General features: G+C 29.7%; 17 protein-coding genes. 8 read left to right on the forward strand and 9 right to left on the reverse strand.

Features of this window, described 5'->3' with window-relative positions; all coding sequences use genetic code 11:
• Window positions 1-4 precede the first annotated feature (4 nt).
• The 5 genes from AC34EU_RS00715 (at window position 5) to AC34EU_RS00735 (ending at window position 5,740) form a co-directional block, all read left to right on the forward strand.
• The gene (locus tag AC34EU_RS00715; RefSeq protein ID WP_487533015.1) at window positions 5-985 is read left to right on the forward strand and encodes a glycosylasparaginase; all 981 of its coding nucleotides are present in this window, start codon (window positions 5-7) and stop codon (window positions 983-985) included.
• Between the two features lie 221 nt (window positions 986-1,206).
• Window positions 1,207-1,647 carry a winged helix-turn-helix transcriptional regulator gene (locus AC34EU_RS00720; protein WP_489695991.1) on the forward strand — a complete coding sequence of 147 codons (441 nt, stop codon included), beginning with the start codon at window positions 1,207-1,209 and terminating at the stop codon, window positions 1,645-1,647.
• Between the two features lie 83 nt (window positions 1,648-1,730).
• Window positions 1,731-3,029, forward strand: coding sequence for a cryptochrome/photolyase family protein (locus AC34EU_RS00725; RefSeq protein WP_487533018.1), 1,299 nt, complete (start codon window positions 1,731-1,733; stop codon window positions 3,027-3,029).
• A gap of 9 nt (window positions 3,030-3,038) precedes the next feature.
• A complete protein-coding gene (locus AC34EU_RS00730; RefSeq protein WP_489695992.1) occupies window positions 3,039-4,184 on the forward strand; it encodes an LLM class flavin-dependent oxidoreductase in 1,146 nt (381 codons plus the stop codon).
• 11 nt (window positions 4,185-4,195) lie between these two features.
• Complete coding sequence (locus tag AC34EU_RS00735; RefSeq protein ID WP_487533021.1) at window positions 4,196-5,740, forward strand: sodium:solute symporter family transporter; 1,545 nt, start codon at window positions 4,196-4,198, stop codon at window positions 5,738-5,740.
• Window positions 5,741-5,746: 6 nt separating this feature from the next.
• Here AC34EU_RS00735 and AC34EU_RS00740 read toward each other — a convergent pair whose 3' ends face one another.
• The 8 genes from AC34EU_RS00740 to AC34EU_RS00775 form a co-directional block, all read right to left on the reverse strand.
• Window positions 5,747-8,182 (reverse strand): TonB-dependent receptor family protein, encoded by a 2,436-nt coding sequence (locus AC34EU_RS00740; protein ID WP_489695993.1) that lies wholly within the window; start codon window positions 8,180-8,182, stop codon window positions 5,747-5,749.
• Complete coding sequence (locus AC34EU_RS00745) at window positions 8,163-9,581, reverse strand: HTTM domain-containing protein (RefSeq protein ID WP_487533023.1); 1,419 nt, start codon at window positions 9,579-9,581, stop codon at window positions 8,163-8,165. The genes AC34EU_RS00740 and AC34EU_RS00745 overlap by 20 nt, the downstream gene beginning before the upstream one ends.
• 11 nt (window positions 9,582-9,592) lie before the next feature.
• Window positions 9,593-10,780 carry an imelysin family protein gene (locus AC34EU_RS00750; protein ID WP_489695994.1) on the reverse strand — a complete coding sequence of 396 codons (1,188 nt, stop codon included), beginning with the start codon at window positions 10,778-10,780 and terminating at the stop codon, window positions 9,593-9,595.
• A 72-nt stretch (window positions 10,781-10,852) separates the two neighbouring features.
• Window positions 10,853-12,058 carry a DUF4856 domain-containing protein gene (locus AC34EU_RS00755; RefSeq protein ID WP_489695995.1) on the reverse strand — a complete coding sequence of 402 codons (1,206 nt, stop codon included), beginning with the start codon at window positions 12,056-12,058 and terminating at the stop codon, window positions 10,853-10,855.
• Between the two features lie 177 nt (window positions 12,059-12,235).
• On the reverse strand, window positions 12,236-12,595 hold the full coding sequence (locus AC34EU_RS00760) for a hypothetical protein (RefSeq protein ID WP_487533027.1): 360 nt from the start codon (window positions 12,593-12,595) through the stop codon (window positions 12,236-12,238).
• A gap of 33 nt (window positions 12,596-12,628) precedes the next feature.
• Window positions 12,629-14,236, reverse strand: coding sequence for a phosphoenolpyruvate carboxykinase (ATP) (gene pckA / locus AC34EU_RS00765; RefSeq protein WP_487533028.1), 1,608 nt, complete (start codon window positions 14,234-14,236; stop codon window positions 12,629-12,631).
• Window positions 14,237-14,359: 123 nt separating this feature from the next.
• Window positions 14,360-17,938 carry a M1 family aminopeptidase gene (locus AC34EU_RS00770; RefSeq protein WP_487533029.1) on the reverse strand — a complete coding sequence of 1,193 codons (3,579 nt, stop codon included), beginning with the start codon at window positions 17,936-17,938 and terminating at the stop codon, window positions 14,360-14,362.
• Between the two features lie 14 nt (window positions 17,939-17,952).
• On the reverse strand, window positions 17,953-18,831 hold the full coding sequence (locus AC34EU_RS00775) for an ABC transporter ATP-binding protein (RefSeq protein WP_487533030.1): 879 nt from the start codon (window positions 18,829-18,831) through the stop codon (window positions 17,953-17,955).
• Between the two features lie 121 nt (window positions 18,832-18,952).
• On the opposite strand from AC34EU_RS00775, the gene AC34EU_RS00780 reads away from it, so the two are divergent.
• Window positions 18,953-20,209, forward strand: coding sequence for an aminotransferase class V-fold PLP-dependent enzyme (locus tag AC34EU_RS00780; protein WP_489666694.1), 1,257 nt, complete (start codon window positions 18,953-18,955; stop codon window positions 20,207-20,209).
• An 11-nt stretch (window positions 20,210-20,220) separates the two neighbouring features.
• Here AC34EU_RS00780 and AC34EU_RS00785 read toward each other — a convergent pair whose 3' ends face one another.
• Entirely contained in the window at window positions 20,221-21,333 is a 1,113-nt protein-coding gene (locus AC34EU_RS00785) for an Sb-PDE family phosphodiesterase (RefSeq protein ID WP_487533032.1), read from the reverse strand.
• A 76-nt stretch (window positions 21,334-21,409) separates the two neighbouring features.
• Here AC34EU_RS00785 and AC34EU_RS00790 point away from each other — a divergent pair, with 76 nt between their 5' ends.
• Both AC34EU_RS00790 and madL read left to right on the forward strand, forming a co-directional pair.
• Window positions 21,410-22,996 carry an amidase gene (locus AC34EU_RS00790; protein ID WP_487533033.1) on the forward strand — a complete coding sequence of 529 codons (1,587 nt, stop codon included), beginning with the start codon at window positions 21,410-21,412 and terminating at the stop codon, window positions 22,994-22,996.
• Window positions 22,997-23,029: 33 nt separating this feature from the next.
• Window positions 23,030-23,401, forward strand: a complete 372-nt coding sequence (madL, locus tag AC34EU_RS00795; protein ID WP_487533034.1) for a malonate transporter subunit MadL — start codon at window positions 23,030-23,032, stop codon at window positions 23,399-23,401.
• The last annotated feature ends 7 nt before the right edge of the window (window positions 23,402-23,408 follow it).

Below are 23,408 nucleotides of genomic sequence, written 5' to 3' on the forward strand. Positions count from 1 at the left end.
ATAAATGAAACGTAGAAAATTTTTAAAAAATACATCAAAATTAAGTTTAGTCGGATTAATCTCTCCAGATTTATTTGAAACAAAAAATAATTCATTTTTAATAAATAATTCTAATCTAAAAGCCCCAATTAGTGTTTGTACATGGAATTTTAGTAATGCAAATACTATTGCAGGTTCAGAATTAGAAAATGGGGCTTCAGCCCTAGATGGAGCAATAAAAGGTGCTTCTGTAGAGGAGTCAAATTCAAGTAATACAACAGTAGGGTATGGTGGTGCTCCAGATAGTGAAGGGAATGTTAGTTTAGATGCTTGCGTAATGAATCATCTTGGAGATTGTGGATCTGTTGCTGCTGTTAAAAATGTTAGAAGTGTAGCTGCATTGGCTAAAGATGTAATGGAAAAAACTCCTCATGTCATGTTAGTCGGAGAGGGCGCTGAAGAATTTGCTATTTCTCAAGGTTATAAAGCTGAAAACTTACTAACACCTTCAAGTAAAAAACAATGGAAAAAATGGCTTGATAAATCTAATTACAAACCCATCATAAATATTGAAAATCATGACACTATAGGTATTTTATGCATGGATAATAAAGGTGACTTTTCTGGAGCTTGTTCAACCAGTGGTTTAGCTTATAAAATGAAGGGTAGGGTTGGAGACTCACCAATTATAGGATCCGGTTTGTTTATTGACAACACCATAGGTGGAGCTGTTGCTACTGGAATGGGAGAGGAAGTAGTTAGAACTGTTGGAAGTTTTTTGATTGTTGAATTAATGAGACAAAATTATACTCCTCAAAAAGCTTGTGAAATTGCCATTCAAAGAATAATAAATAAAGAGAAGGGTAAACCTGATTTTCAAGTTGCCTATATAGCAATAAATAAAATTGGAGAAATTGGTTCTTATTCTATAAACAAAGGTTTTAGTTATTGTTTATACGCGAATAAAAAAAATAAAAACTATAAATCTGATTCTTATTTTAATTAGCGTTATTTAGAATTCGTATATATTGATAAAATAATCTTAAAAAATTGACCTACAGACATTTATCATTTCATTTTTTAATTACATTTATTAAAATTTCAGGAACATCTGTAGGTGCATTAAAAGCAAGTTATCATCATGCAAAAAATAAAATTCAAAAATATTTAAAAGAAAATTAAACCTTTTTATAAATTAACTATCTAATTAAATAGATTACAAACTAAATGTATAGAAGCCACTGTGCCTTAGCTAACTTTCTTGATCACTTTGGTGACAAATGGTCACTTATAATAATAAGAGATATGTTTCTTGAGAAAAAGACATTCAATGATTTTTTAACGAGCCCCGAAAGGATTGCCTCTAATATCTTAACTAATAGATTAAAATCACTAATGAATGATGGCTTAATAGATTATAAAATCAATCCATTAAACAAAAAAGTTAAGTGGTACTACTTAACTGATAAAGCAGCCAATTGTTATCCCGTAATTATAGAGATGGTTAATTGGAGTAGTAAGAATTTATCAAAGACATTTGGTCCTTCATCAATTAAATGGATTAAAGAAAACAGCTCAGATTCTACTAAAATTGTATCAACCAAAAAAATTTCTGGTTATAAAAAATTTCGTCAATTCATCATTGATAATTCTCTTGATCGAGCTTGATTTTTTTATAAATTTTCATTTTATTATTTAGCTTTACCTTCAAATAGATAAAACTTTTTTATTTTAATCTAAATAAAATATTTATGAATAAACACACCCTTTTTTGGTTTAGAAGAGATTTAAGATTAATTGATAACGTAGGGCTTTATAATGCTCTTAACGGAAGCAAAGAGGTTATTCCTATTTTTATTTTTGACACAAATATTATAAGTAAACTTCCGAAAGATGATGCAAGAATTAAAATTATTCATGATGCGCTAGAAGCTATAAATGAAGTACTAGAAAAATATGAGACAAATATTGCAAGTTTTAAGGGAGATCCCTTAAGCATTATTAAAAACTTAGTTAAAAAACACCCTATAGATAAAGTCGTTTTCAATCATGATTATGAACCTTATGCAAGAAAAAGAGATGAGGAGATTATTTCTTTTTTAAAACTAAATAATATTGAATTTGAAACTTACAAAGACCATGTGATTTTTGAAAAGAATGAAGTTGTAAAATCTGACGAAACCCCATACAAAGTTTATACACCTTTTTCAAGATTATGGATAAAAAATTATAATTCACAAGAACATGTTGATTATCCATCTGAGAAACTTTTAAAAAATCTTACTTCAAATCATTTATTACCATTTTTATCTTTTACAGAACTAGAATTTTTAACTTCAAAAGTTAAAATACCTAATTATAAATACAACTCAACTATTATTAGAGAGTATGAATCAACTAGAAATTTTCCTGCATTAGACAATACATCTAAACTAGGAGTCTACTTAAGGTTTGGTTTGTTAAGTGTTAGAAAGCTTGTTAAACAAGCAAATAAGGAAGAAGATGAAACTTTCTTAAAAGAATTAATATGGAGAGAATTTTTTATGCAAATTTTATGGCACTTCCCAAACACAGTTGAAACAAGTTTCAAACCAAAATATGATAGAATTGAATGGTTAAATAATGAAAATGATTTTAAAAATTGGTGTTCTGGTAATACAGGATATCCTATTGTTGACGCTGGAATGAGAGAATTAAATAGTACTGGGTTTATGCATAATCGAGTTCGGATGATAGTTGGGAGCTTTCTTTGTAAACATTTATTAATTGATTGGAGATTAGGAGAAGCTTATTTTGCATCAAAATTATTAGATTATGAGCAATCTAGTAATATTGGAAATTGGCAATGGGTAGCCGGTTGTGGAGTGGATGCTGCTCCTTATTTTAGAATTTTCAATCCTTATGAACAGGTTAAAAAGTTCGATAAAAAATTATTATATATAAAAAAATGGGTTCCTGAATGTGATGAATTGAATTATCCAGATCCAATAGTTGATCATAAATTTGCTAGAGAACGTTGTCTTAGAGTATATAAAAGTGCACTTGAATAAATATTAATAATGAATAAGAAGTCAATTTTGAATAATGGTGCTGAAATTTCATGGTTTGCCCCTATTTGCAATGGTGATGATCAGTTTTTAGGTGATCACGACCCGAATTACAAAAGTTCATGGGAGAATACTTCTAAAATTGTTTTAAAAGCTGATGAGCTTGGTTTTAGAAACATATTGTGCCCATCATCATACCAGGTTGGTCAAGACACAATGACATTTGCCTCTGCAATAGCTCCATTAACAAAACAAATTAATTTATTAACAGCCATTAGATGTGGTGAAATTCATCCACCAATGTTAGCAAGATCAATAGCAACTCTTGATCACATTCTAAAAGGAAGATTAACTTTGAATATTATTTCTTCGGATCTTCCTGGAACCTCCCTATCCTCTGAGATGAGATATCAAAGATCAAATGAAGTGATTCAATTATTAAAACAGGGATGGAATCAAGATTTTATTGATTTTAAAGGGGATTTCTATAATATTAATCTCCCTTCTGACCCAGTAAAACCTTACCAACAAAATGGAGGGCCATTATTATACTTTGGAGGATATTCACCTCAAGGAATTGAATTGTGTGCCCAACATTGTGATGTGTATTTGATGTGGCCTGAAACAATTTTAAATTTAAAAAATCATATTGAAAACTTAAAAATGAAATCAATAAAATATAATAGAGAATTGCAGTTTGGTTTACGTGCTCACGTAATTGTTAGAGAAACTGAAGATGAAGCTAAAGAATATGCTAATAAATTAATATCTCATCTTAAGATTGATAAAGGAAATGAAATCAGAAATAGAGCATTAGACTCCAAATCATATGGGGTTTCATTACAAAGTGAAATGCGAAATCAATCTGATAAAGAATATTATATAGAAGACAACTTATGGACAGGAATTGGATTAGCTCGATCTGGGTGTGGATCAGCCATTGTTGGGAACCCAGATCAAGTTTATGAAAAAATTAAAAAATATATGGAAATAGGAATTAAGTCTTTTATTTTATCGGGATATCCAAATTCATCTGAGTTAGATTTATTTGCAAAATATGTATTACCAAAAATTCAAACATTTTCTTTTCCTGAAATTCTAAATAGAATACCAAAAAACATTCCTTTATCTCCATTAGCTAAAGGAAAAAGAAATTAAAACTTTTTAAAATGATTGATTTTTTCATTGTATTAGTTTATTTCATATTGATTTTCGTTACAGCTATTTCAGGTGCTAAATTAACCAAAAGTATTACTAGTGATGAATACTTTTTAAGTGGAAGATCTTTAAAATGGCCATCTATCGCTTTGTCTACTATAGCAACTAATGTTCAAGGTTATCAGTTTCTTGGAATGATGGGCTCTGCGTATTTATTTGGATTAGCTCAAGCTAATCTTGAAATTAACGCGATGCAAGGTCTTTTAATAGCAGCATTTGTTTTTGTTCCTGTTTTTTTGAAACATAAAATTACAACCATAACTCAATTTATAAAGCTTAAATTGGGAAGTAGAATAGCTTTGTGTTATTCACTAGTAAGTATAGTTCTTTTCTCAACAATTACTCTTGGTGCCGCACTATTTTGGGGTGCATATGCTGCAGATATGGTATTTGGAGACTTACTAACTTTTATTAGTTCGAATCAAATTTACAGGATTTCAATTTTAATAATCATTCTTGGACTTTTTTCAGCTGTATACACATATTTAGGAGGGTTAAGTGCTGTAGTAAAGACTGATGTCATTCAATTTTTTGTGTTAATGTCTGGAGGAATTATTATTTTATTTGTTAGTGTATATCAAATTGGGGGTTGGAGTCAACTTTTTATTCTCACTCCAGAAAAAATGCACTTACATCTTCCTGCTAATCATGAAAAATTACCATGGACTCATATGTTTGGTTTGTTTTTTCTCAATATAAATTATTGGTGTGCTAATCAAACAATTATGCAAAGATCAATTGCTGCAAAAAGTTTAAAGCATGCTCAGACAGGTTTAATGGTTGGAGGTGTTCTTAAATATTTTATGGCTGTAGTTATAATTATACCAGGAATAGCACTTTATAGTATTATTGATCAACCTTTAGTTGATCCTGACATGGCTTTTCCATATATAGTAAAAAACTTTATTCCTGTTGGTTTAAGAGGATTAATTTTATGCGGGCTTTTTGCATCATTAATGAGTACTGTTGATTCAACATTTAACTCGATCGCAACAATGTGGTCAGTAGATATCTACTCTGTTTATATTAATAAAAAAGCTACTGATTTTGAAAAAGTCCAATCAGGAAGAAGAGCAATTATATTTAGTTTATTTACTGCGCTTTTAATGGGGCTGTTTTTACTTTTTTTAAAGTTTGAAAACCCTGGAAGTGCATTTACTCATACTCTAAATGAGCTTAGATATTATATTAACTGTGGAATTGTTGTTTTGATTTGTTCGGCTATTTTATTAATTAAACCTAAACACAGTTTTATTTTATTTGCCTTCGTAATCACCCTGCCTGCTAATATTGTTATTCAATTATTATTTCCTGAAATAAATTATTTTGTTAGAGCTTTTTTTGTAATCATATTAGGTTTGATAATCGCTATTTTATTTAATAAAAATAAAATTGTTAATAGGGTAGAGCTTATAAGTTACGACAGTGATTTCATAAAAAAATCTGGAATAGTTTTAGCTTTCAGCTTGATAGCTCTCCATATAATTTTTCATTAAAATGTATTACTTTTTATATTGAATAGTAAAATACAATGTTCTTGGCGAAGAAGGTATAATTCCTGGTCCAGGATATCCAGTAGCTCTTCTTGTAAAATATTTTTTATTAAATAAATTATTAATCCCAGATTCAAACTTAAATTCTTTTAAAGAATATGATGTTGATATATCAAAAACATCATATTGAGGAATTATACCAATAACTCCACTTAAATTGCTGTTAATTGCGTTAGAGGAGTCTGTAAATTGATCAGATAAATAAGTGTATTGAAAACCGAACATAAAGTCTTTAAACCCAATTTTTGTTCCCGTTTTTAGATTTACTTTAGGTATAAATTCAACCTTTTTTCCTTCCACACCGGGTTCCTTAGAATTAGTGTATTCAGAGTCAATAAATGAAAAGTTAATAAAGTAATTAAAAATAGTATTTTCATTTTTTTTAAGAAAAATTTCAGCAATATTAAAATCAATAATTGATTCAAAACCTAATATTCTAGCATCACCTACGTTACCTCTCTCACTTTTTACATTTCCACCAGATGTAACTCTTTGAACAAATCCAATACGACTATTGTATGCTAATAAAAATGTGCTTAAGTCATAGGATATGAATTCTTTATATGTTCCTCTAATTCCAATATCTGTTGTAGACCCACTTTCATCAGATATATTAGAATTAATCATATAAGCAGGATTAAAAACACTTATATCAGCAAAAGTTACTGATCTATAATTTTCTGAGATATTAAAATAAACTTCAAAACTATCAGACAATTTATAGCTTGCTCCAAGCCCCAATAATATAAAATTTCTTTTTCTAAGTTCACTGTTATTAATTAATTCATCAAATATTACGTTACCAGCGGCATCTCTATTTGTTTTTTTAAAAATACCATCACTCTCAGTTCTAATATACTCATACCTTAAACCGGGTGTTATTGAAACTTTTCCATTTAAATAAATTATGTTTTCAGAAAAAAATGATAAATTTTTGTTTGGATATTTATAGTTTGATTGAAAATTATAAAATGGAAAATCCTCATTTTTCATATTGAAATCAGCATTTTTTCCATTAGATCCTGGACCCTGTTCAGATGTATTACTTGAATTGTAATATTTACTACCAACAATCCATATGGCTTTTTTATTAAAAAGTTTATAATTGTTTAAAAACCTTATCTCAAAACCAAAATTATTGAACTCACCTTTTATTAAATCACGTTCTTCCATAGCATCTATCTGACTAACTCTATTTGTTCTAAAACCCAAAGCATTTCTAGATGCATTTAAACCAAAAAAGCTTACAGATATTTTTGATGAATTTGAGAAATTATAATTATATAGAATATTGTATAATAACCAATCAACCCCAAACCAGTTTCTTGATCTATTGCTCTGGTATGGGTTTTCATCAAACATTAAATCTGTGAGTCCACCAGCTTGTTTAGCTAAATATTTAAGATAAGTTATTTCAGCACTTATTTTTGAATTATTATTTATTTCATATTCGCTTTTTAAAAATAGATTTAAAGATTTGAACTCTGAATTTAATCTAAAACCATTTCCTTTTTTATAGTTAATAAATGCATATGTTTTAAGCTTTTCTTTGGAAGTGCTAATGCTTGTAAAGTTTGTATATAGGTTGTTTGATCCTATTGTGTTTCTGCTAACCACCTCTAAAGCTTGGTAATTATTTGCTGACTTCATTACGAAGTTAACTAATCCTCCAAATTGTGTACCGTACTGAAGAGACGCAGCTCCTCTTAGAATTTGAATTTCTTCAATTGCTTCTGCAGGGGGAGTATAATAACTTTCTGGATAACCTAAAACATCTGCGCTTATGTCGTATCCATTTTGCCTTGTGTTAAAGTTTGAGCTCCTGTTCGGATCAAGACCTCTCCCTCCAATATTTAATTGAAGTCCAGCATCATCATTTTGAAAAATATTTAACCCAGCAACTTGACTATATATTTGTCTAGAATTGTTACCAGATAGATTTGCTAAAGATTCATTCATATTTATAACTTCAGATTTTTTGCCAGCAAAAACATATGTTCCCTCAAAGTCTTTAAGCCTTCTTAACTCAAAAACTCTTTTTTTTCTAGCATTTATTATAACTTCAGAAAGATTTTGTACTCGGCTAGGTAATAAAATCGAAATTTTAAAATCTTTTTTGGGGTCAATATCTTTTTCAATAAGAGGATGATACATCGATATGATTATAATCGAAGTTGAATTGTTGTTTTGTAAATTAAACTTATAAACCTCACCAATTGGAACGACACCAATAAAACCGCTGTTTTTTAAGTATATCTCGACTGTTTCATTTTCAAAACCTTCATCAGGAGTATTAATTATAACCTCAAGTGTGTTTTGAGAAGAAACTACAGGAGTGTTAATTAAAAATATAATTAATAATATTTTAGAAGCCCTTAATTTCATCTTTAAATGGTATAACCCATGTTTTGTGTTGAAATGATTCTTTTTGACTATATAAATCTACTTCAGGGTTAACAAACCTAGTGCTAGATCTTCCATTTAGCGCTACATGACTGTCAACAAATACCTGTAAGTTTTCATGTCCTTGACTTTTAAAGTGATCACCAAGATAATGAGCATATTCTAAAATAAAATCTGGCTGGAAGCTCATTTGCTTTTCCTGATATGATGTTAAGAAATCATCATTTTGAACATAGAAATATTTTTTACTAATGCTGTCTACTATTTTAAAATTAGAATAACCTCTTTTTTCAATTAACATAACTCGCCATGAAAAACGATAACCTTCTTCATTCCAAAATAGTTCTCCAGGATATAGTGAATATCTTAAAGGTAATAAGACTTGCAAAGCAAAAAATATTGCAACTATATTTAAATTAAGTTTATTTCGTTTAATTGGTGTGTTAATTAATATGACTCTTTTTCTGAGCTTAAATAAAAATAAAACAGTTATATAATTTATAATTATAGTTATTTTATTTAAAATATTTTGATGAGTTTTTGGATCGAAAAATATTAAAGAAGCAACTATCATTATATATGGAAACATTCCTATTGGAAATAGGATTTTAGTAAAAGCATGAAAAAACACTACTAATACAAAAGCAAACAATCTTGTTCTTTTATATATAAGTAAAAATGGTATCAATAAATCGTAAAACATACCACCCCAACTCATAAAATAATGAACCCATTGTTCTTGCATAATATTTTGTCCAATTATTGGTAAATCATACTTGGAAGGAAGCCATATTGACAGGGGCATTGCTTTTAAAAGCCATTCAGAATTAACTTTAGCAATTCCTGCATAAAAATATACAATACAAAGCATCAATTTCATAGAGTCTATTGTCCATTTCCGTACTTTTTTATATGATTTATTTGAAAAATAGCTATCTAAAGAATAGTAGCAGTTTAATGGTAAAAAACACATTAAAAAGCTAATTGAGCTGACAAAATAATAGTGATTTAAATAAGTTGTTTTGTCTATTAGTTCAATATAAGTAAATGACAGGAAAAATATAATTATTGAGATCCTGTATTTGTATCCTAATGAAATTAAAAGGGAAGATAACCCACATATAAAAAAAAGTATATATGTGTATTCTTCAAAATCAGTGATCCAACTAAATCCGTAATAATTAAAATGAAACTTTGGATCAATATAAAGTGTCTTTATCCATCCATTTAGCCAGAATCTAACAATACTGATAAACATAAGAATACCAAAAAAGATTCTAAATACAGCAAGTGGAGCTGAATCAGTAACACTGTTTTTTAAATAAGTATTAATTTTACTAATTGTTGATTGATTAGTGTTAAGTGTTTTTAAACTTAGCATAGTTATGATAATTAATCCCCGTCAGCATCAATATAATCAACGTTTATGTTAAGTGCTTGGAGCATGTCCACCTTTAAAAGAACAACAGCTACTTGAATAACATCATATGTAATTAACATATCTAGTTTATTATTTTCAAGTTGAATAGTGAAGTCATCATTAAGATTATTTATACTTGTTTTAGCTGACTCGAACTGATCTATGATCAATTGTCCAAGTGGTGTATCATTTTTTGAGGTTTCTAAAAATTCAATATAATCTTTAAAACTAATTCCTATCGAGGATGAATTTCCATTAAAAGAGATTCCATTAAAAAAATCTGAAACTGAGTTAATAGCTTCAATTGCAAGGATTTTTGATATATCCCTTCTGTAATAAGCTTCTATACGATTTAACAATGAACTTCCTGAAAAAACTCCAGCAGGAATTCCTATTTTATTAGCTCTAAAACCCTTTTCATAGTAATAGATAAAGTCATTTGTTAATTTATTTATGCTTGATGTGGCAGTGTTATCTATTGAAGCTACAAAAGCATCTCTGTAAGAATAATTCCAATCAGAAACCACAGAATTTGTAAGCTCAGTCATTTTGTTTGAAAGAACTAATAAGTAAGCTAAGTACTTATTGTTTTCAGAAGTATATTTTTCTAAAATTTCCAAATCATTTGATCCTATTCCATACAATAGATAATCAATTGCAGGAAATCCTTGAGCCGCATAATCATTTGGGTGTTCAATGTCAGAGTCACTACTTGAAATATTAGCTTCTACTTTTTCAGTATCTACTGGGTAAACGTTCATTCTAACTCCGTAGTTTATTTCTTCTGCTTTTCCAATATTAAACATTTCAATATGTTGCCATGATTTGTAGGCATTAAACCAATTTTCTCTAACTAGATCTAGAGAAACTTGGGAGGAATTAGATGAAAATTCACTTATAGAGTTTGAAAGAGTAACTAGATCAGTCTGAAATTTTTGCTGAGCAGGAATTATTATACTATCTGCCCAAAAAACAAGCATTGCCTCTCTATCGAATTTAGAATTAGTGGAGGAGTTACTTGTATTTGTATTGGGGGTTGTGGAATTATTATTATTTGAAGATGTGAGCTCTACTACTGCTGATTCTGATTCATTAAGTTCATCTGTAGAACATGAAAAATAAATAGTTAGAATTAGTAAAAAAAATAAAGTCTTTCTCAAAATAATAAAAATTTAAAAAAGACAATCGGTTTAAACCGATTGTCTTTTTTTGTTATTGAAATAGTATAGAAATTAAAGGTTTGTATTAATTTCTGTAGCATTGTCAATTGCATCAGCCATAGCAGTTAACTCAGCAGCAGTTCTGTCCCAAAGTCCATTTCCATTATCTAGTTCAGCTAATTTAGAAGTAACTTCAGTATTTGTCATATATGGTGTTCCGTCAGCTTTTTGAGTAAATTGAAGACTGAAAATAAAACCATATCCTTCTGAAAGTGAATGAAAAGCTGAAGCCATATTATTATTTGTAACGTGACCAGCACCGCTTCTTAAGTATGAAGCTGCTTTAGCACCAACTATTTTTGATAATTCTTTCTTAATAATAGCAGCTTGAGCATCACGAGTAATATAATCTTTAGCAACTATAGCAGCTCTACCTAATTTAAAAGCGTTATAGATATCATCAGCAATTCCTATAGCATAATTAGCACTAACATTTCCTAAATAGTCATTTAACAAACCACCTTGTCCAAGTGCAGGAGCGTATTGATTATCCTGTCCATAAAGATATCCAAAACCCTCATCCCAGTAGTGTTCCATTTTTGTAACATTAGCCACTGAAGCTCCAGGGCTTGTGTAATGCATCACACCAGTATCATTATCAGATGCAACAGGGTTAAGCTTTGGAGCGGTAACGTAACCAAAAGAACCATTAGCATTAATTATTTGATCTAAGTTAAAAGCTCCGATTAAGGCTTTACTGAATACTTGATTCATTTCAAGACCTTTAGCATTTACCTTTGTGCCTGTTCTTGATCCACCACCAGCATCTGAAACAGATCCAGCTACACCGGCTGAAGCATCAGTTTGAGCAACTACAGCAGGAGCAACTACATCAGTAAACTCAATAATCCAAGACTCAATTGTAGCTTTATTAGTAGCACTGTTCGCACTATTAATTGCTGTTTTATTACCAATTTTTTTACTTCCATCTAAAGTAGAGTCAATAAAACCAGTTCCATCATTTAACATAGCCAAAATCCCTTCTTTCGTTGATTCAGTACTATTCATAGCACTTTTTAACTCATCATGTTGATTTAATCTAGTAGTTTGACCTGAATAATACACAGTTGATACACCCTCTCTTGTGAACTCATATTCAGAAGGGGGTACTGGAACTTCAACAGTTACTGTAGGACCAGGAACTTCAACTATTTGTAAAATTGTCTCAGGATCTTTCTCGCACCCAAGAATCATTATTATTGATAAAAAAACTGACATTTTAATATAATTTTTAATAAAAGTAATATTTAATTCTTATTTATTCTAAATAAGCATAGGCAAATATAAAACGTTATAATTTTATATCAAAATTTATTTAGACTAAATATAAATAGTATTTATTACAATAAAAAAAACTCATATTTATAGGGGGTAGTCAGTATTATTAAAATTATATTATTTATTAGATTCTCTTGCTTTTCGTGCTTCTATAAAGCTTTGAATAAAAGATTTTAAAGCCCAAGCTGATGTAAAAATCATAACAATTACTCGAATAATAGGTAATGAATCACCTCTTTCAATTGAACCCATAAGTGGTTTAATTAATCCAATTAAAATAATTAAAGTTAATAGAACTGCAATATGTGCAATTACTTTATTTTCATTTTTAACACCGATATTAATTAACAATAATATTATTCCTATTATTACGGGTATTAATGCAGTAACTGCTTTAGGGTCAGAGTCTAAATAGCCCCATAAACCAATAGAAATCAATGCGAGTGCATTTACCAAACTTGCTATGTGTGCTTTCATATTTATTTTTTGTGTTAAACTAATAAAAAAACTTTAATTATAAGCAGTCCTTTGAGGACCGCCTCTAAGTATTTCTTCATTTGATTCTTTTTCAAAGTTTTTAAAATTATCCATAAAAGCTTTGGAGAGCTTGAATGCAGTCTTATAATATTCTTCATCATTATTCCATGAAGCTCTTGGGCTTAAAACTTTCGCCGGAATACCTGGACACTTTCTGGGTTGAGCCAAACCAAAAACAGAGTGAATATGATAGTCTTCATAGTTAAACCTGCCTAAAGAACCATCTAAAACAGCATTAATCATAGTTCTAGTATAACTTAATTTTATCCTACTACCAATACCATAAGGACCCCCTGTCCATCCAGTATTTACAAGCCAAACATTAACTTTTGCTTCATTCATTTTTTTTATTAATAATTCAGCATAATAGGATGGATGAAGTGGCATAAAAGGAGCTCCAAAACATGCAGAAAATGAAGGGGTAGGTTCTTTAATTCCAGCTTCAGTTCCTGCAACTTTTGCAGTGTAGCCTGAGATGAAATGATAAGCTGCTTGACTTGGTGTTAACTTTGAAATAGGAGGTAATACTCCAAAAGCATCAGCAGTTAGGAAAAATATATGTTTAGGGTTTTCACCAATAGAAGGATTTTGAATATTACTAATATGATTTATAGGATAACTGACTCTAGTATTTTGAGTCAATGAATCATCTTCAAAACTTACTTTATCTTCAGAATCAACAATGACGTTTTCTAATAAAGCTCCTTTTTTAATGGCACCATATATTTCAGGCTCATCTTCTTTTTTTAAGTTTATAACTTTAGCATAACATCCCCCTTCAAAATTAAAAATTGAATGATCACTAGCCCACCCATGTTCATCATCTCCAATTAATTTTCGTTTCGAATCTGTAGATAAAGTTGTCTTTCCGGTTCCAGAAAGTCCAAAAAATATAGCTGTTTCTTTATTAATTCCAATATTTGCCGAGCAATGCATTGGAAGGATGTTTTTATAAACAGGAAGAATAAAATTTAATGCTGAAAAAATACCTTTTTTGATTTCTCCAGTATAACCCGTTCCTCCTATTAAAGCAATTTTTTTTGAAAAATTTAAAATTGAAAAATTATGTTGCCTAGTTCCATCAATATTTTTATCTGCTAAAAATCCAGGTGCATTTATTACTGTCCATTCAGGTTTAAATTTTTCTAATTCTTTATTAGAGGGACGTAAAAACATGTTGTACGCAAACATGTTTGACCAAGGATATTCGTTAATTACCCTAATGTTTAGTTTGTGATCTTCTTTAGCACAAGCATGGCAATCTCTTACGTATAAGTCTTTTCCATCTAAATACTCAATAACCCTATTAAGAAGCTTATCAAATTTGGATGGCTCGAAAGGAATGTTTATATCTCCCCACCAAACTTTATCTTTAGTTATTCCATCTTTTACTATAAATCTATCTTTGGGAGATCTGCCAGTAAACTCTCCAGTATTAACAGCTAGAGCTCCAGATGACACCTGGACACCATGATTGTTATCTAAAGTTACTTTTTGAAGTTCATCAGAAGATAACTGATAAAAGATTTTGCTTTTATTTATCCCGTATTTAGAGAGAGATACATTCTTTTGCCTATTCATATAACATCACTTTAATTTAATGAATTTATATTTTTATAACATAGTAATCTACTATCAAATGTATATTAAATAGGTTAATTTTTTTTAAAAAATAAATTAATAAATAGAATGTTGGTAATTATATTAATTGAACGATACTGGTTTTGTATTGTCAGAAAAAACTCGATCAATTAAAATGTGTCTTGGATCGATTGCTGCTTTAGCAGGTAACGAATCAACAATCATTGTAAATCTCATTAAGGAATCATTTATATTGACTCTTTGTTGATGAATTAAATTTTCTTCGTCTGAATCAGAAAAGACTCCTATGTCAATCCATTCATTTAAACTAACCTTCTTTTCATTTCCTACTGAGTCAGCTTTTATTTTAAAAGCTTCAATTTCAATACTTACTTCATATTTTCCATTGTCTAGTTTTTTTGCAAAGGCTGTTTTTAGCCTATTATCATATAAGGTGATTTCTTTAAACCAATCATCAATCAAATAATTTAAAGAATCAGGAATCTTGGGCTCAAGAATTTCTAAAAAATTTAAAGATGTTGGGTAAGGAGTTTTATAACGGTACTTTTCTAAAAATTCTTTCATTGCACTGTTAACTTTATCTTCACCGATATAGTCTTGCAAAGCATAAAGTATTACACTTCCTTTTCCATAATGGATGTATTGTTGATTTTCTACCTTGTATAAAGGAAGTTCTTTTTCTAGCTCACCTGATCTACCCCTTAAATATCTATCATGATCGTACTTAAGAAACTCTCTCATTTTCATTGGAGTTTTTGCTATATTTTTTAGAGTCATTAATGAAGAATATTCTGAAAATGCTTCACTCATAAGTGTTCCACCTTGCATATTTGCACCAACTAATTGATGTGCCCACCACTGATGAGCCATTTCATGGGCAATAACAGCATCTATAACGTTGTTGTCTTCTTCATCTTCAAGATCAATAATGAAACCAAATGATTCTGAATACGGCATGGTCCCAGGAAATGCCTGTGCAAAAGTAGAAAATCTTGGAAACTCAATTACCCTTGCTTGTTTATGATAGTATGGACCAAAATTTTCTGTGTAATAATTCAGGGACCTTTCTACAGCATCTAGCATCATATCAATATTCACAGAATGTTTTGCGTCGTAATAAATCTCAATATCTACATCATTCCATTCCCTTTTAGCAATTTCATACTCTGCTGAAATAAAAGAATAAAAATTTTGAGAAGGATGATCTAATCTATATTCAAAATAGGCCCTGTTATTTTCTTCCCATTTTCTTATTAATGAACCGGGAGCAATAGCAGTTTGTTCAATGCTAGTAGAGATTATACTCTCTACATTAATATAGTCGGAGAAGCCTTGAGTTAAATAATTTTTGTCACAATTCACCCCACAATCAACCTCTAACTTAGGCATTCGTTCTTTTGGTGGCAATCCAAGTTTTTTTCTTTTATTTTTATCTCCAATTTCTTTACTTGAATCATATCCAATATTAGGTAATATTTCAAAATTATTTAAAAATGATCCATTTTTAACGATGCTTGTTGTTTCTCCTCCATTAGAAAACCCCTTTGTTTCGTATTTGTTTTTTATTTCTAGAATTAGAGTATCGCCAGGAAGCATTGGGGGATCAATCCTATAAAAATGAACTCCATGATCTTCGTTTTTACTAATTATTGTGGCGTTTGGAAATTCAAAACTTAAATCCCACTGTTTATTTACGTTTAGCAGTATACTATCAATAGGTTTTTCTTTGTTGTTCGTAAGGGTTAAGTAAGCTAAAACATCTGCCATCTTCTTTTTTGGAAAAATATCAATATTATATTTAGCCTCTATGATTTTTGGAAATGGTAAGTTTTTATATTTTTTATAATATTTTTCGTAGGAAACAGCTAACTCCTCATATCGGTCACTCGACTTGTAACTATTTAATATTTGGGTATTATAATAAACAAAGGAAGCTGTTAAAATAAACAATACTCCTATTGAAGACACGATAATTGAATAAGTTTTACTGGTATTACTGTTAATGCTATTTAATCTTTCTTTAAATGATTTTTTCACACCTCTGTTCCATATTAATCCAGATAATGAGAGCAACAATAAAGAAAATAGTATCCAATATAGACTAAACCAAAACACACCCGTATTGCTTGGACCAAAACCATTTAAATCTGAATATATCATGTAAGGAGTACTCCCTAGCGATAACATATTAGAATTTACATCCAATATTAGTAATATAATATCGAATCCTAATAATACAATTACGGAGACCATATATCCAATATATTTATTATTAACAATGACCTGAATAGCAACCAAAGCAGCACACATTGTAAAATAGATTGGAAACATATTATATATGTAGTCTTTGACATATAAAGAGAATTCAATTTGTGTAAATCCAGAAATTAACTGATATATTATAGCTATTAAAATAAGAACTAAATGAATTACAACAGATAATGAAAAAAGAGATAAAGTTTTTGAAAAAAGTGGAATTAGAGTAGAATGAGGAGTAGAATCAATTACTTCGTTTACTTGAACATCTCGATCTCTCCAAACCAATTCACCACTAAAAAAAACTAAAATAATCAAAATGAATAAGCTAGACGAACCGTTTACTTGATCGACCATGAAGTAGGTTAGGGGATATGATTTTAGACCAAAATATTCAAATCCCGTTGCCAGTCCTGCAATTAGCTGAATAATACTAAAAACGAATAGAATTTTAAATGTTACATGTTTATAAATGCTGTTCATGTTAAGTTTGAAAAAACTTTTAAAATGGAGAAGGGCTGAGTTTTTAAAAACTTGAACTTTAGGAGCTTTTTTCGGAACACTTAAAATGACTTTATTTAAATCACTTTTATTCTTTTTACTCTTTTTACTTTTTTTTGTTGTAAAACTAAATCTTGTGTAAGATGCAAAAAGTATTATTGCTGCAAAACCGACCCAAAGAAGTCTATTGTAAAGAATTAAACCTGATAAGGAAGGATTTAAAGTATTTTTTTCTAAAGGGGTATAATATTTAGATGTTATACTGTATGTTCTAATTCCAAAAGTATCAACCAATGAAGCTATTTTCTCATTATCAATATCAGAAACAAGTTCACCAGCTATTGAATAGCCTACAATTATTAGCATTGCTCCGACGAAGGAAATCATCGTATTTTTATACTCTTGCGCTAATGAATATATAATAGCTCCTCCAATGAACATGTTAGGTAAGATGAAAATAAAGTAATTGTTAATAAAAGTTTCTATAAAAAAAGGACCAAACCTATCGGCTTCAATCCACCCCATTAATGGAGCAACTTTTGATCCAAGAATAATTCCAAAAAAAACGCCAGTCAATGGAACTGTAGATAAAAATAATGAGGCTAAAAATTTACCCATAAAATACCCAAACTTATCTATGGGTTTCGAAAATAAAATTTCTTGAAAATTATTTTTATGATCTCTTAATGCTGAATTATTAAAAAATGCGGTAGCAAATAATAATCCAAAAATTGTCATTATAAGTGAATAGATTGTGATAATATTGGGAGCATTTCGAAACACATTTCCAATTGCACCACCTATTGACACATTATCTGTGACATTAGCGGCAAAAACCAACAAGAAAACTATTAAAAAGAATAAATATAGCATTGGCTGTCTAAAGCTATACCTGAGTTCTGATAAGAAAAAGTTCTTAAACATATAATAAATATATTTTATTGATTATTTTTTTGAATATTAGTAAAGAATACGTCTTCTAGTGAAGGTTCAATTTTCTTAAAGCTTTTGTCTGGAATCTTATCATTTAAAACATGAATTACTGGTTTTCCAGCAATTAATTTATTTGAAATTACCTGATGACTCTCCTTGTATGAGTCGAGCTCAGATTTACTTATCTGTTTCTCAAAAACCCTACCCTTTAATGAGTTAATTCCATCGTCAGGTGCCCCACTAAAAACTATTTGTCCAAAATTCATAATAGCCATTTGAGTACATAGTTCTCTAACATCGTCAACAATGTGTGTTGACAAAATGACTATTACATCCTCTCCAACATCTGATAATAGGTCATAAAAACGATTTCTTTCTCCTGGATCAAGCCCAGCAGTTGGCTCATCAACAATTAAAACTTTTGGATCACCAATTAGGGATTGAGCGATTCCTATTCTTTGTTTCATTCCTCCAGAAAAACCTTTTACATTTTTATTTTTTTTATCATACAAATTAACTTTTTGAAGAAGGTATTCTACTAATTCTTTTCTTTCGTTTTTTATTGAAATTCCTTTTAAAGTTGCTATATGGTCAAGAAGCTGTTCGGCAGTAATTCTGGGATATACGCCAAATTCTTGCGGAAGATACCCAAGGTTTTGACGAAACTCTTTTGTGTTATCTAAAACATTTAAGTCATCAAAAAATATCGACCCCGAATCAGCTTCTTGAAGTGTAGCAATAGTTCTCATTAAAGAAGATTTTCCAGCACCATTAGGTCCAAGAAGTCCAAACATCCCACTTTTTATTTCGATCGACACATCATCAAGTGCTTTAACATTATTTGGGTAGGTCTTTGAAAGGTTTTTTAACACTAATTGTCTCATAAATTTTAATTTTAAAAGCTAGTGAATATATGGTTTTTAATTAAGGCTTAAATTTTGCCGAAGATATAAATATTTTTTCAGTTTTGATTTTTCTATCTTTAAAAGACAAACTTCTAAAAAAATGAAAAAAAGAACTTTCCTAAAAGCTATTGGAACTGCATTGGCTTCTCCTTTACTTATTTCATCATCTAATGTTTCATATATTGAAAAAGAGACAATTAACTATCCTGACTTTAATTCAGATTATTGGAATAAAATAAGAGATCACTATGAACTAACATCTGATTATATAAACCTTGAAAGTGGATATTATAATATAATTCCAAAACCTACATTGTCAAAACATATTGATCATGTTAGGCGAATTAATATTGAAGGATCATATTATATGAGAAATAATCGTTTAACTGATAAAAAATTAATCACAAATAGACTTGCGAAATTTGTCGGCTGCAATTCTAACAATATAGCAATAACAAGAAATACAACTGAGTCTTTAGATCTTATTATTGGTGGATTTCCCTGGAAGAGTGGAGATGAAGCTATTTATGCAGAACAAGACTATGGCGCAATGAAAGTAATGTTTGAACAAGTTTATAAGCGTCATGGCGTTTTAAATAAAGTAGTTTCTGTTCCAAATCACCCTGATTCTGATGAAGAAATTGTGTCTTTATATGAATCCAAAATAACTTCCAAAACAAAACTTATTATGGTTTGTCATATGATAAATATAACTGGACAAATTTTACCCATAAAAAAGATATGTGATATGGCCCATAAACATAAAGTTGAAGTAATGGTTGATGGGGCTCATTGCATAGGTCATTTTGACTTCAATATTGAGGATTTAAATTGTGATTATTATGGGTCAAGTCTTCATAAATGGCTGGCAACTCCTCTTGGCGCTGGATTATTATATGTAGACTCCAAACATACTTCTAAAATATGGCCTCTTTTAGCAGATCACAATAAAGATTTAAATGATATAGATAGATTGAATCATATAGGAACACATCCAGTTCATATTGACTTAGCTATTAATGATGCTTTAGATTATATAGAATGGATGGGTATTAATAGAAAAGAAGAACGATTAAGGTTCATTCAGAATTATTGGACTGAAAAACTTCGTAATTATCCTAATGTAAACATCAACACACCAAAAGATAAAACAAGAAGTTGTGCTATTGCTAACGTTGGACTTGATAACATGTCTTCTAAAGATTTAGCTGAAAAATTATTTAAACAATTTAATGTATTTACTGTAGCAATAAATTATGCAAATGTAAATGGTTGTAGGATTTCTCCCAATGTTTTTACAACAACAAAAGAGCTAGATCATTTTATTGAAGCAATAAAATCACTTAGCAGGGTCTAACTTTTATTAACTTAAATTGAAATATCATAAGAAATTAAAGCATTTATTTTAGAACTGATTAATGCATTTAAGACTCTGAAGGGGAGTTTGATTTTTTCACGAAACTCTTTTGTTTTAACTAAAATTATTTTTGAGCTATAGGGATCGATTTCAATCATTTTACTGTTTTCATGTAGATTGTACTCACCTAAATACTCAAGTTTAATTGGAACAGAACTATGATTTTTTAAAACAATTTCTGCAAGTATTGTGTTAGACTTATATCCATTAGAAGTAACATTTAGATTTGAATAAAGTACCGGTATTAAGTTGTCAGCGCTGCCAATCAAGAGATCATTAAACCATATAAAGGTTTGGTTGTTTAATAATCCGTTATGAATACCTTTTTCTGATTTTGAATTAGAAATTACAAATGTAATAGGCCTGTGTCCTCCTGACGAAATATTATAAGCCCATTCGGTTAACCCATGAATATCTGAAGTTCCCAATACAGTTAAATTGTTATTTAATGCAATTTCAAAAGCCTCTTCAGAGAATGAATTTTCATTAACGACTTCAATTCCATGTAAAAGTTTATTTTTTATAAGATATTGATGGTATGGATCTAACTTAGCTATTCCATCATTTCTTTGTGAAATCCAGTTTGGATGATTCCAGAAAACAAAAGCACCTTGTTTATTGGCCTCTAATATTCCACTTAATGAATCCATGTGCAATATTTTGTTCGCATCATTAATAAAAACTGCATTTATATGACCTGGAGCCATTGATCTTGTTATTTCAGCTCCATTAATTACAATTAAATTTGATTTTTTACTTCTGTGAGACTTAGCAATTTCAAATGATCTATTTCTGTCTGGATTAGGTATGTCTTTAGAGTGAGGCTGATACTCTAGATGATCAGTTATAGCAATTAAATCAAGCGATTCTCTTTCAGCTTCATCAACTCTTATATCTGGCCAGACACTTCCATCAGAAAAAACAGTGTGAATATGCAGGTCTGTACTGATTAAATATTCTCCATCAGGAGCTTTGAAGAAAGACTTGATGTTTTGCGAATAGCATTCAAAAGAATAAAAAATTACCAAAAAAAATAAAAAGTATTTTTTATATAAAAGTATCATTTGATAGGTTTTTTATTTCTTATAATATATTAATTAACTTTATGATATTCTAAATAATTATTCAATTTATGACTTTATGAAAGCTTATAATATTTTTATACTCAATATAATTTTTATATTTTTTGGTTGCAATACTTTTACTGAGCCTATAAATAAAGATCTTAACGATTTTAAATTTCTTGAGATTGATATTATAGCTTTAAATAATGGATATAAAAATGGAGACTTTACAATTGAAGAAGTAATCAAAGCATACATAGAAAGAATTGAAAAAATTGATCAAAATGGTCCAAGACTTAATTCGGTTATAGAGATTAATCCTGAAGCTATTTCAATTGCAAAAGCACTAGATCAAGAGTTAAAAAATAATGGTTCAAGAGGTCATCTACATGGAGTCCCAATTCTTTTGAAAGACAATATTGATACTAATGATCAAATGTCTACAACAGCTGGATCAAGGGCTTTAGCTGGATCCAAACCACTAAAAGACAGTAAAGTAGCTGAGAAACTCAGAAAAGCTGGAGCTGTAATCTTAGGTAAAGCAAATTTAAGTGAATGGGCAAACTTTAGAGGCAAGAGGTCAACTAGTGGCTGGAGTGGAATTAATGGACAAACTAAAAACCCATATGTTTTAACTCGAAATCCATGTGGATCAAGCTCTGGTTCAGGAGTTTCTGTTTCAGCAAATCTTACTCTTCTAGCAATTGGAACTGAAACTAATGGATCTATAGTATGTCCTTCAACAGTTAATGGCGTTGTTGGAATTAAACCAACTGTAGGCTTGATTAGTCGATCGGGAATTATCCCTATATCTTATACTCAAGACACTGCAGGACCAATGGCTAGAAGTGTTCAAGATGCAGCAATATGTCTTGGTTTTCTTACTGGAGTTGATGAAAATGATAAAAAGACAATAACAAGCTTGGATAACACTTATGATGATTATACTCAGTTTTTGAATAAAAATGGATTAAAAGGTAAAAGAATAGGTGTTTATTCAGGTCCTTTGGGTTTAAATGATAAAGTAGATTCGTTATTTAAAAAATCTGTTGATTTAATAAAAAAAATGGGAACAGAAATTATTGAAATAGAAACAGTTTCTTCTTCTGAAGCTAGAAGTCATTCATTTCAGGTTATGATTCATGAATATAAAGATGGATTAAATAATTATTTTAAGTCTTTAGGTAAGAATTCACCAATTAAAGATCTCAAAGAATTGATTGAATTTAATAAAAATGATTCTATTGAGTTAAAGTATTTTAATCAAGCCTACCTCGAGACAGCCCTAAATACAGATGGAATTAAAAGTGAAAAATATTTGAACTCATTATCTGAATTAAAAAGGCTCAGTCGTGAAGAAGGTATTGACAAAGTAATGGATGATAATAATTTAGATGCTATTATTGCGCCTACAGGAAGTCCTGCTTGGTCTACTGATTGGTTTAATGGTGACAATTACCATATTTCAAGTTCTTCTCCTTCAGCTTGGGCTGGGTATCCAATTATATCTGTTCCAATGGGAAACATTCATGGTTTACCAGTGGGTCTTTCATTTTTTGGAAGAGCATGGAGTGAGCCTGTTTTGATAGAAATTTCCTATGCCTTTGAGCAGTCATCTAAAGCTAGAATTATTCCTAATTTTCATATAAACGATGAATATTAACTAAACTAAATAACTAGATTTAACATAATAAATATGAATATTTACGGAGTTTCATTATTGGCATTTTGTTTTTTAGCAGGAAAAATTATTGGAACTTTTCTTGGTTCTCTAATTGGCTTGTCTGGGGATATTGGTGGAGTTGGGTTTTCAATGTTTCTTTTGGTTTTTATTAACTCCTATTTAAAAAAGAAAAATATTAATATTTCTAAGTCTGAGAATGGAGTGTTATTTTGGAGCACCATGTATATTCCAATAGTAGTAGCAATGTCTGCATCTCAAAATGTTAAAGCTGCTATGTTGGGTGGTTGGCTTGCAATTATAGTTGGTGTATTGGTGACTATTGTAGCTTTTATGCTAGTTCCTCTTCTCTCGAGAATTGGTAAAGAAGATTTAAATAAAAAATAATAAACCA

The organism is Candidatus Marivariicella framensis (genome assembly GCF_982709265.1).

What these genes read in the sequence shown, in the direction of transcription:
- AC34EU_RS00785 (WP_487533032.1), bottom strand. Translation starts at nt 21,333, where the DNA reads ATGATACTTTTATATAAAAAATACTTTTTATTTTTTTTGGTAATTTTT.
- pckA (WP_487533028.1), bottom strand. Translation starts at nt 14,236, where the DNA reads ATGAATAGGCAAAAGAATGTATCTCTCTCTAAATACGGGATAAATAAA.
- AC34EU_RS00735 (WP_487533021.1), top strand. Translation starts at nt 4,196, where the DNA reads ATGATTGATTTTTTCATTGTATTAGTTTATTTCATATTGATTTTCGTT.
- AC34EU_RS00720 (WP_489695991.1), top strand. Translation starts at nt 1,207, where the DNA reads ATGTATAGAAGCCACTGTGCCTTAGCTAACTTTCTTGATCACTTTGGT.
- AC34EU_RS00730 (WP_489695992.1), top strand. Translation starts at nt 3,039, where the DNA reads ATGAATAAGAAGTCAATTTTGAATAATGGTGCTGAAATTTCATGGTTT.
- AC34EU_RS00790 (WP_487533033.1), top strand. Translation starts at nt 21,410, where the DNA reads ATGAAAGCTTATAATATTTTTATACTCAATATAATTTTTATATTTTTT.
- AC34EU_RS00715 (WP_487533015.1), top strand. Translation starts at nt 5, where the DNA reads ATGAAACGTAGAAAATTTTTAAAAAATACATCAAAATTAAGTTTAGTC.
- AC34EU_RS00760 (WP_487533027.1), bottom strand. Translation starts at nt 12,595, where the DNA reads ATGAAAGCACACATAGCAAGTTTGGTAAATGCACTCGCATTGATTTCT.
- AC34EU_RS00740 (WP_489695993.1), bottom strand. Translation starts at nt 8,182, where the DNA reads ATGAAATTAAGGGCTTCTAAAATATTATTAATTATATTTTTAATTAAC.
- AC34EU_RS00725 (WP_487533018.1), top strand. Translation starts at nt 1,731, where the DNA reads ATGAATAAACACACCCTTTTTTGGTTTAGAAGAGATTTAAGATTAATT.
- AC34EU_RS00780 (WP_489666694.1), top strand. Translation starts at nt 18,953, where the DNA reads ATGAAAAAAAGAACTTTCCTAAAAGCTATTGGAACTGCATTGGCTTCT.
- AC34EU_RS00745 (WP_487533023.1), bottom strand. Translation starts at nt 9,581, where the DNA reads ATGCTAAGTTTAAAAACACTTAACACTAATCAATCAACAATTAGTAAA.
- AC34EU_RS00770 (WP_487533029.1), bottom strand. Translation starts at nt 17,938, where the DNA reads ATGTTTAAGAACTTTTTCTTATCAGAACTCAGGTATAGCTTTAGACAG.
- AC34EU_RS00775 (WP_487533030.1), bottom strand. Translation starts at nt 18,831, where the DNA reads ATGAGACAATTAGTGTTAAAAAACCTTTCAAAGACCTACCCAAATAAT.
- madL (WP_487533034.1), top strand. Translation starts at nt 23,030, where the DNA reads ATGAATATTTACGGAGTTTCATTATTGGCATTTTGTTTTTTAGCAGGA.
- AC34EU_RS00755 (WP_489695995.1), bottom strand. Translation starts at nt 12,058, where the DNA reads ATGTCAGTTTTTTTATCAATAATAATGATTCTTGGGTGCGAGAAAGAT.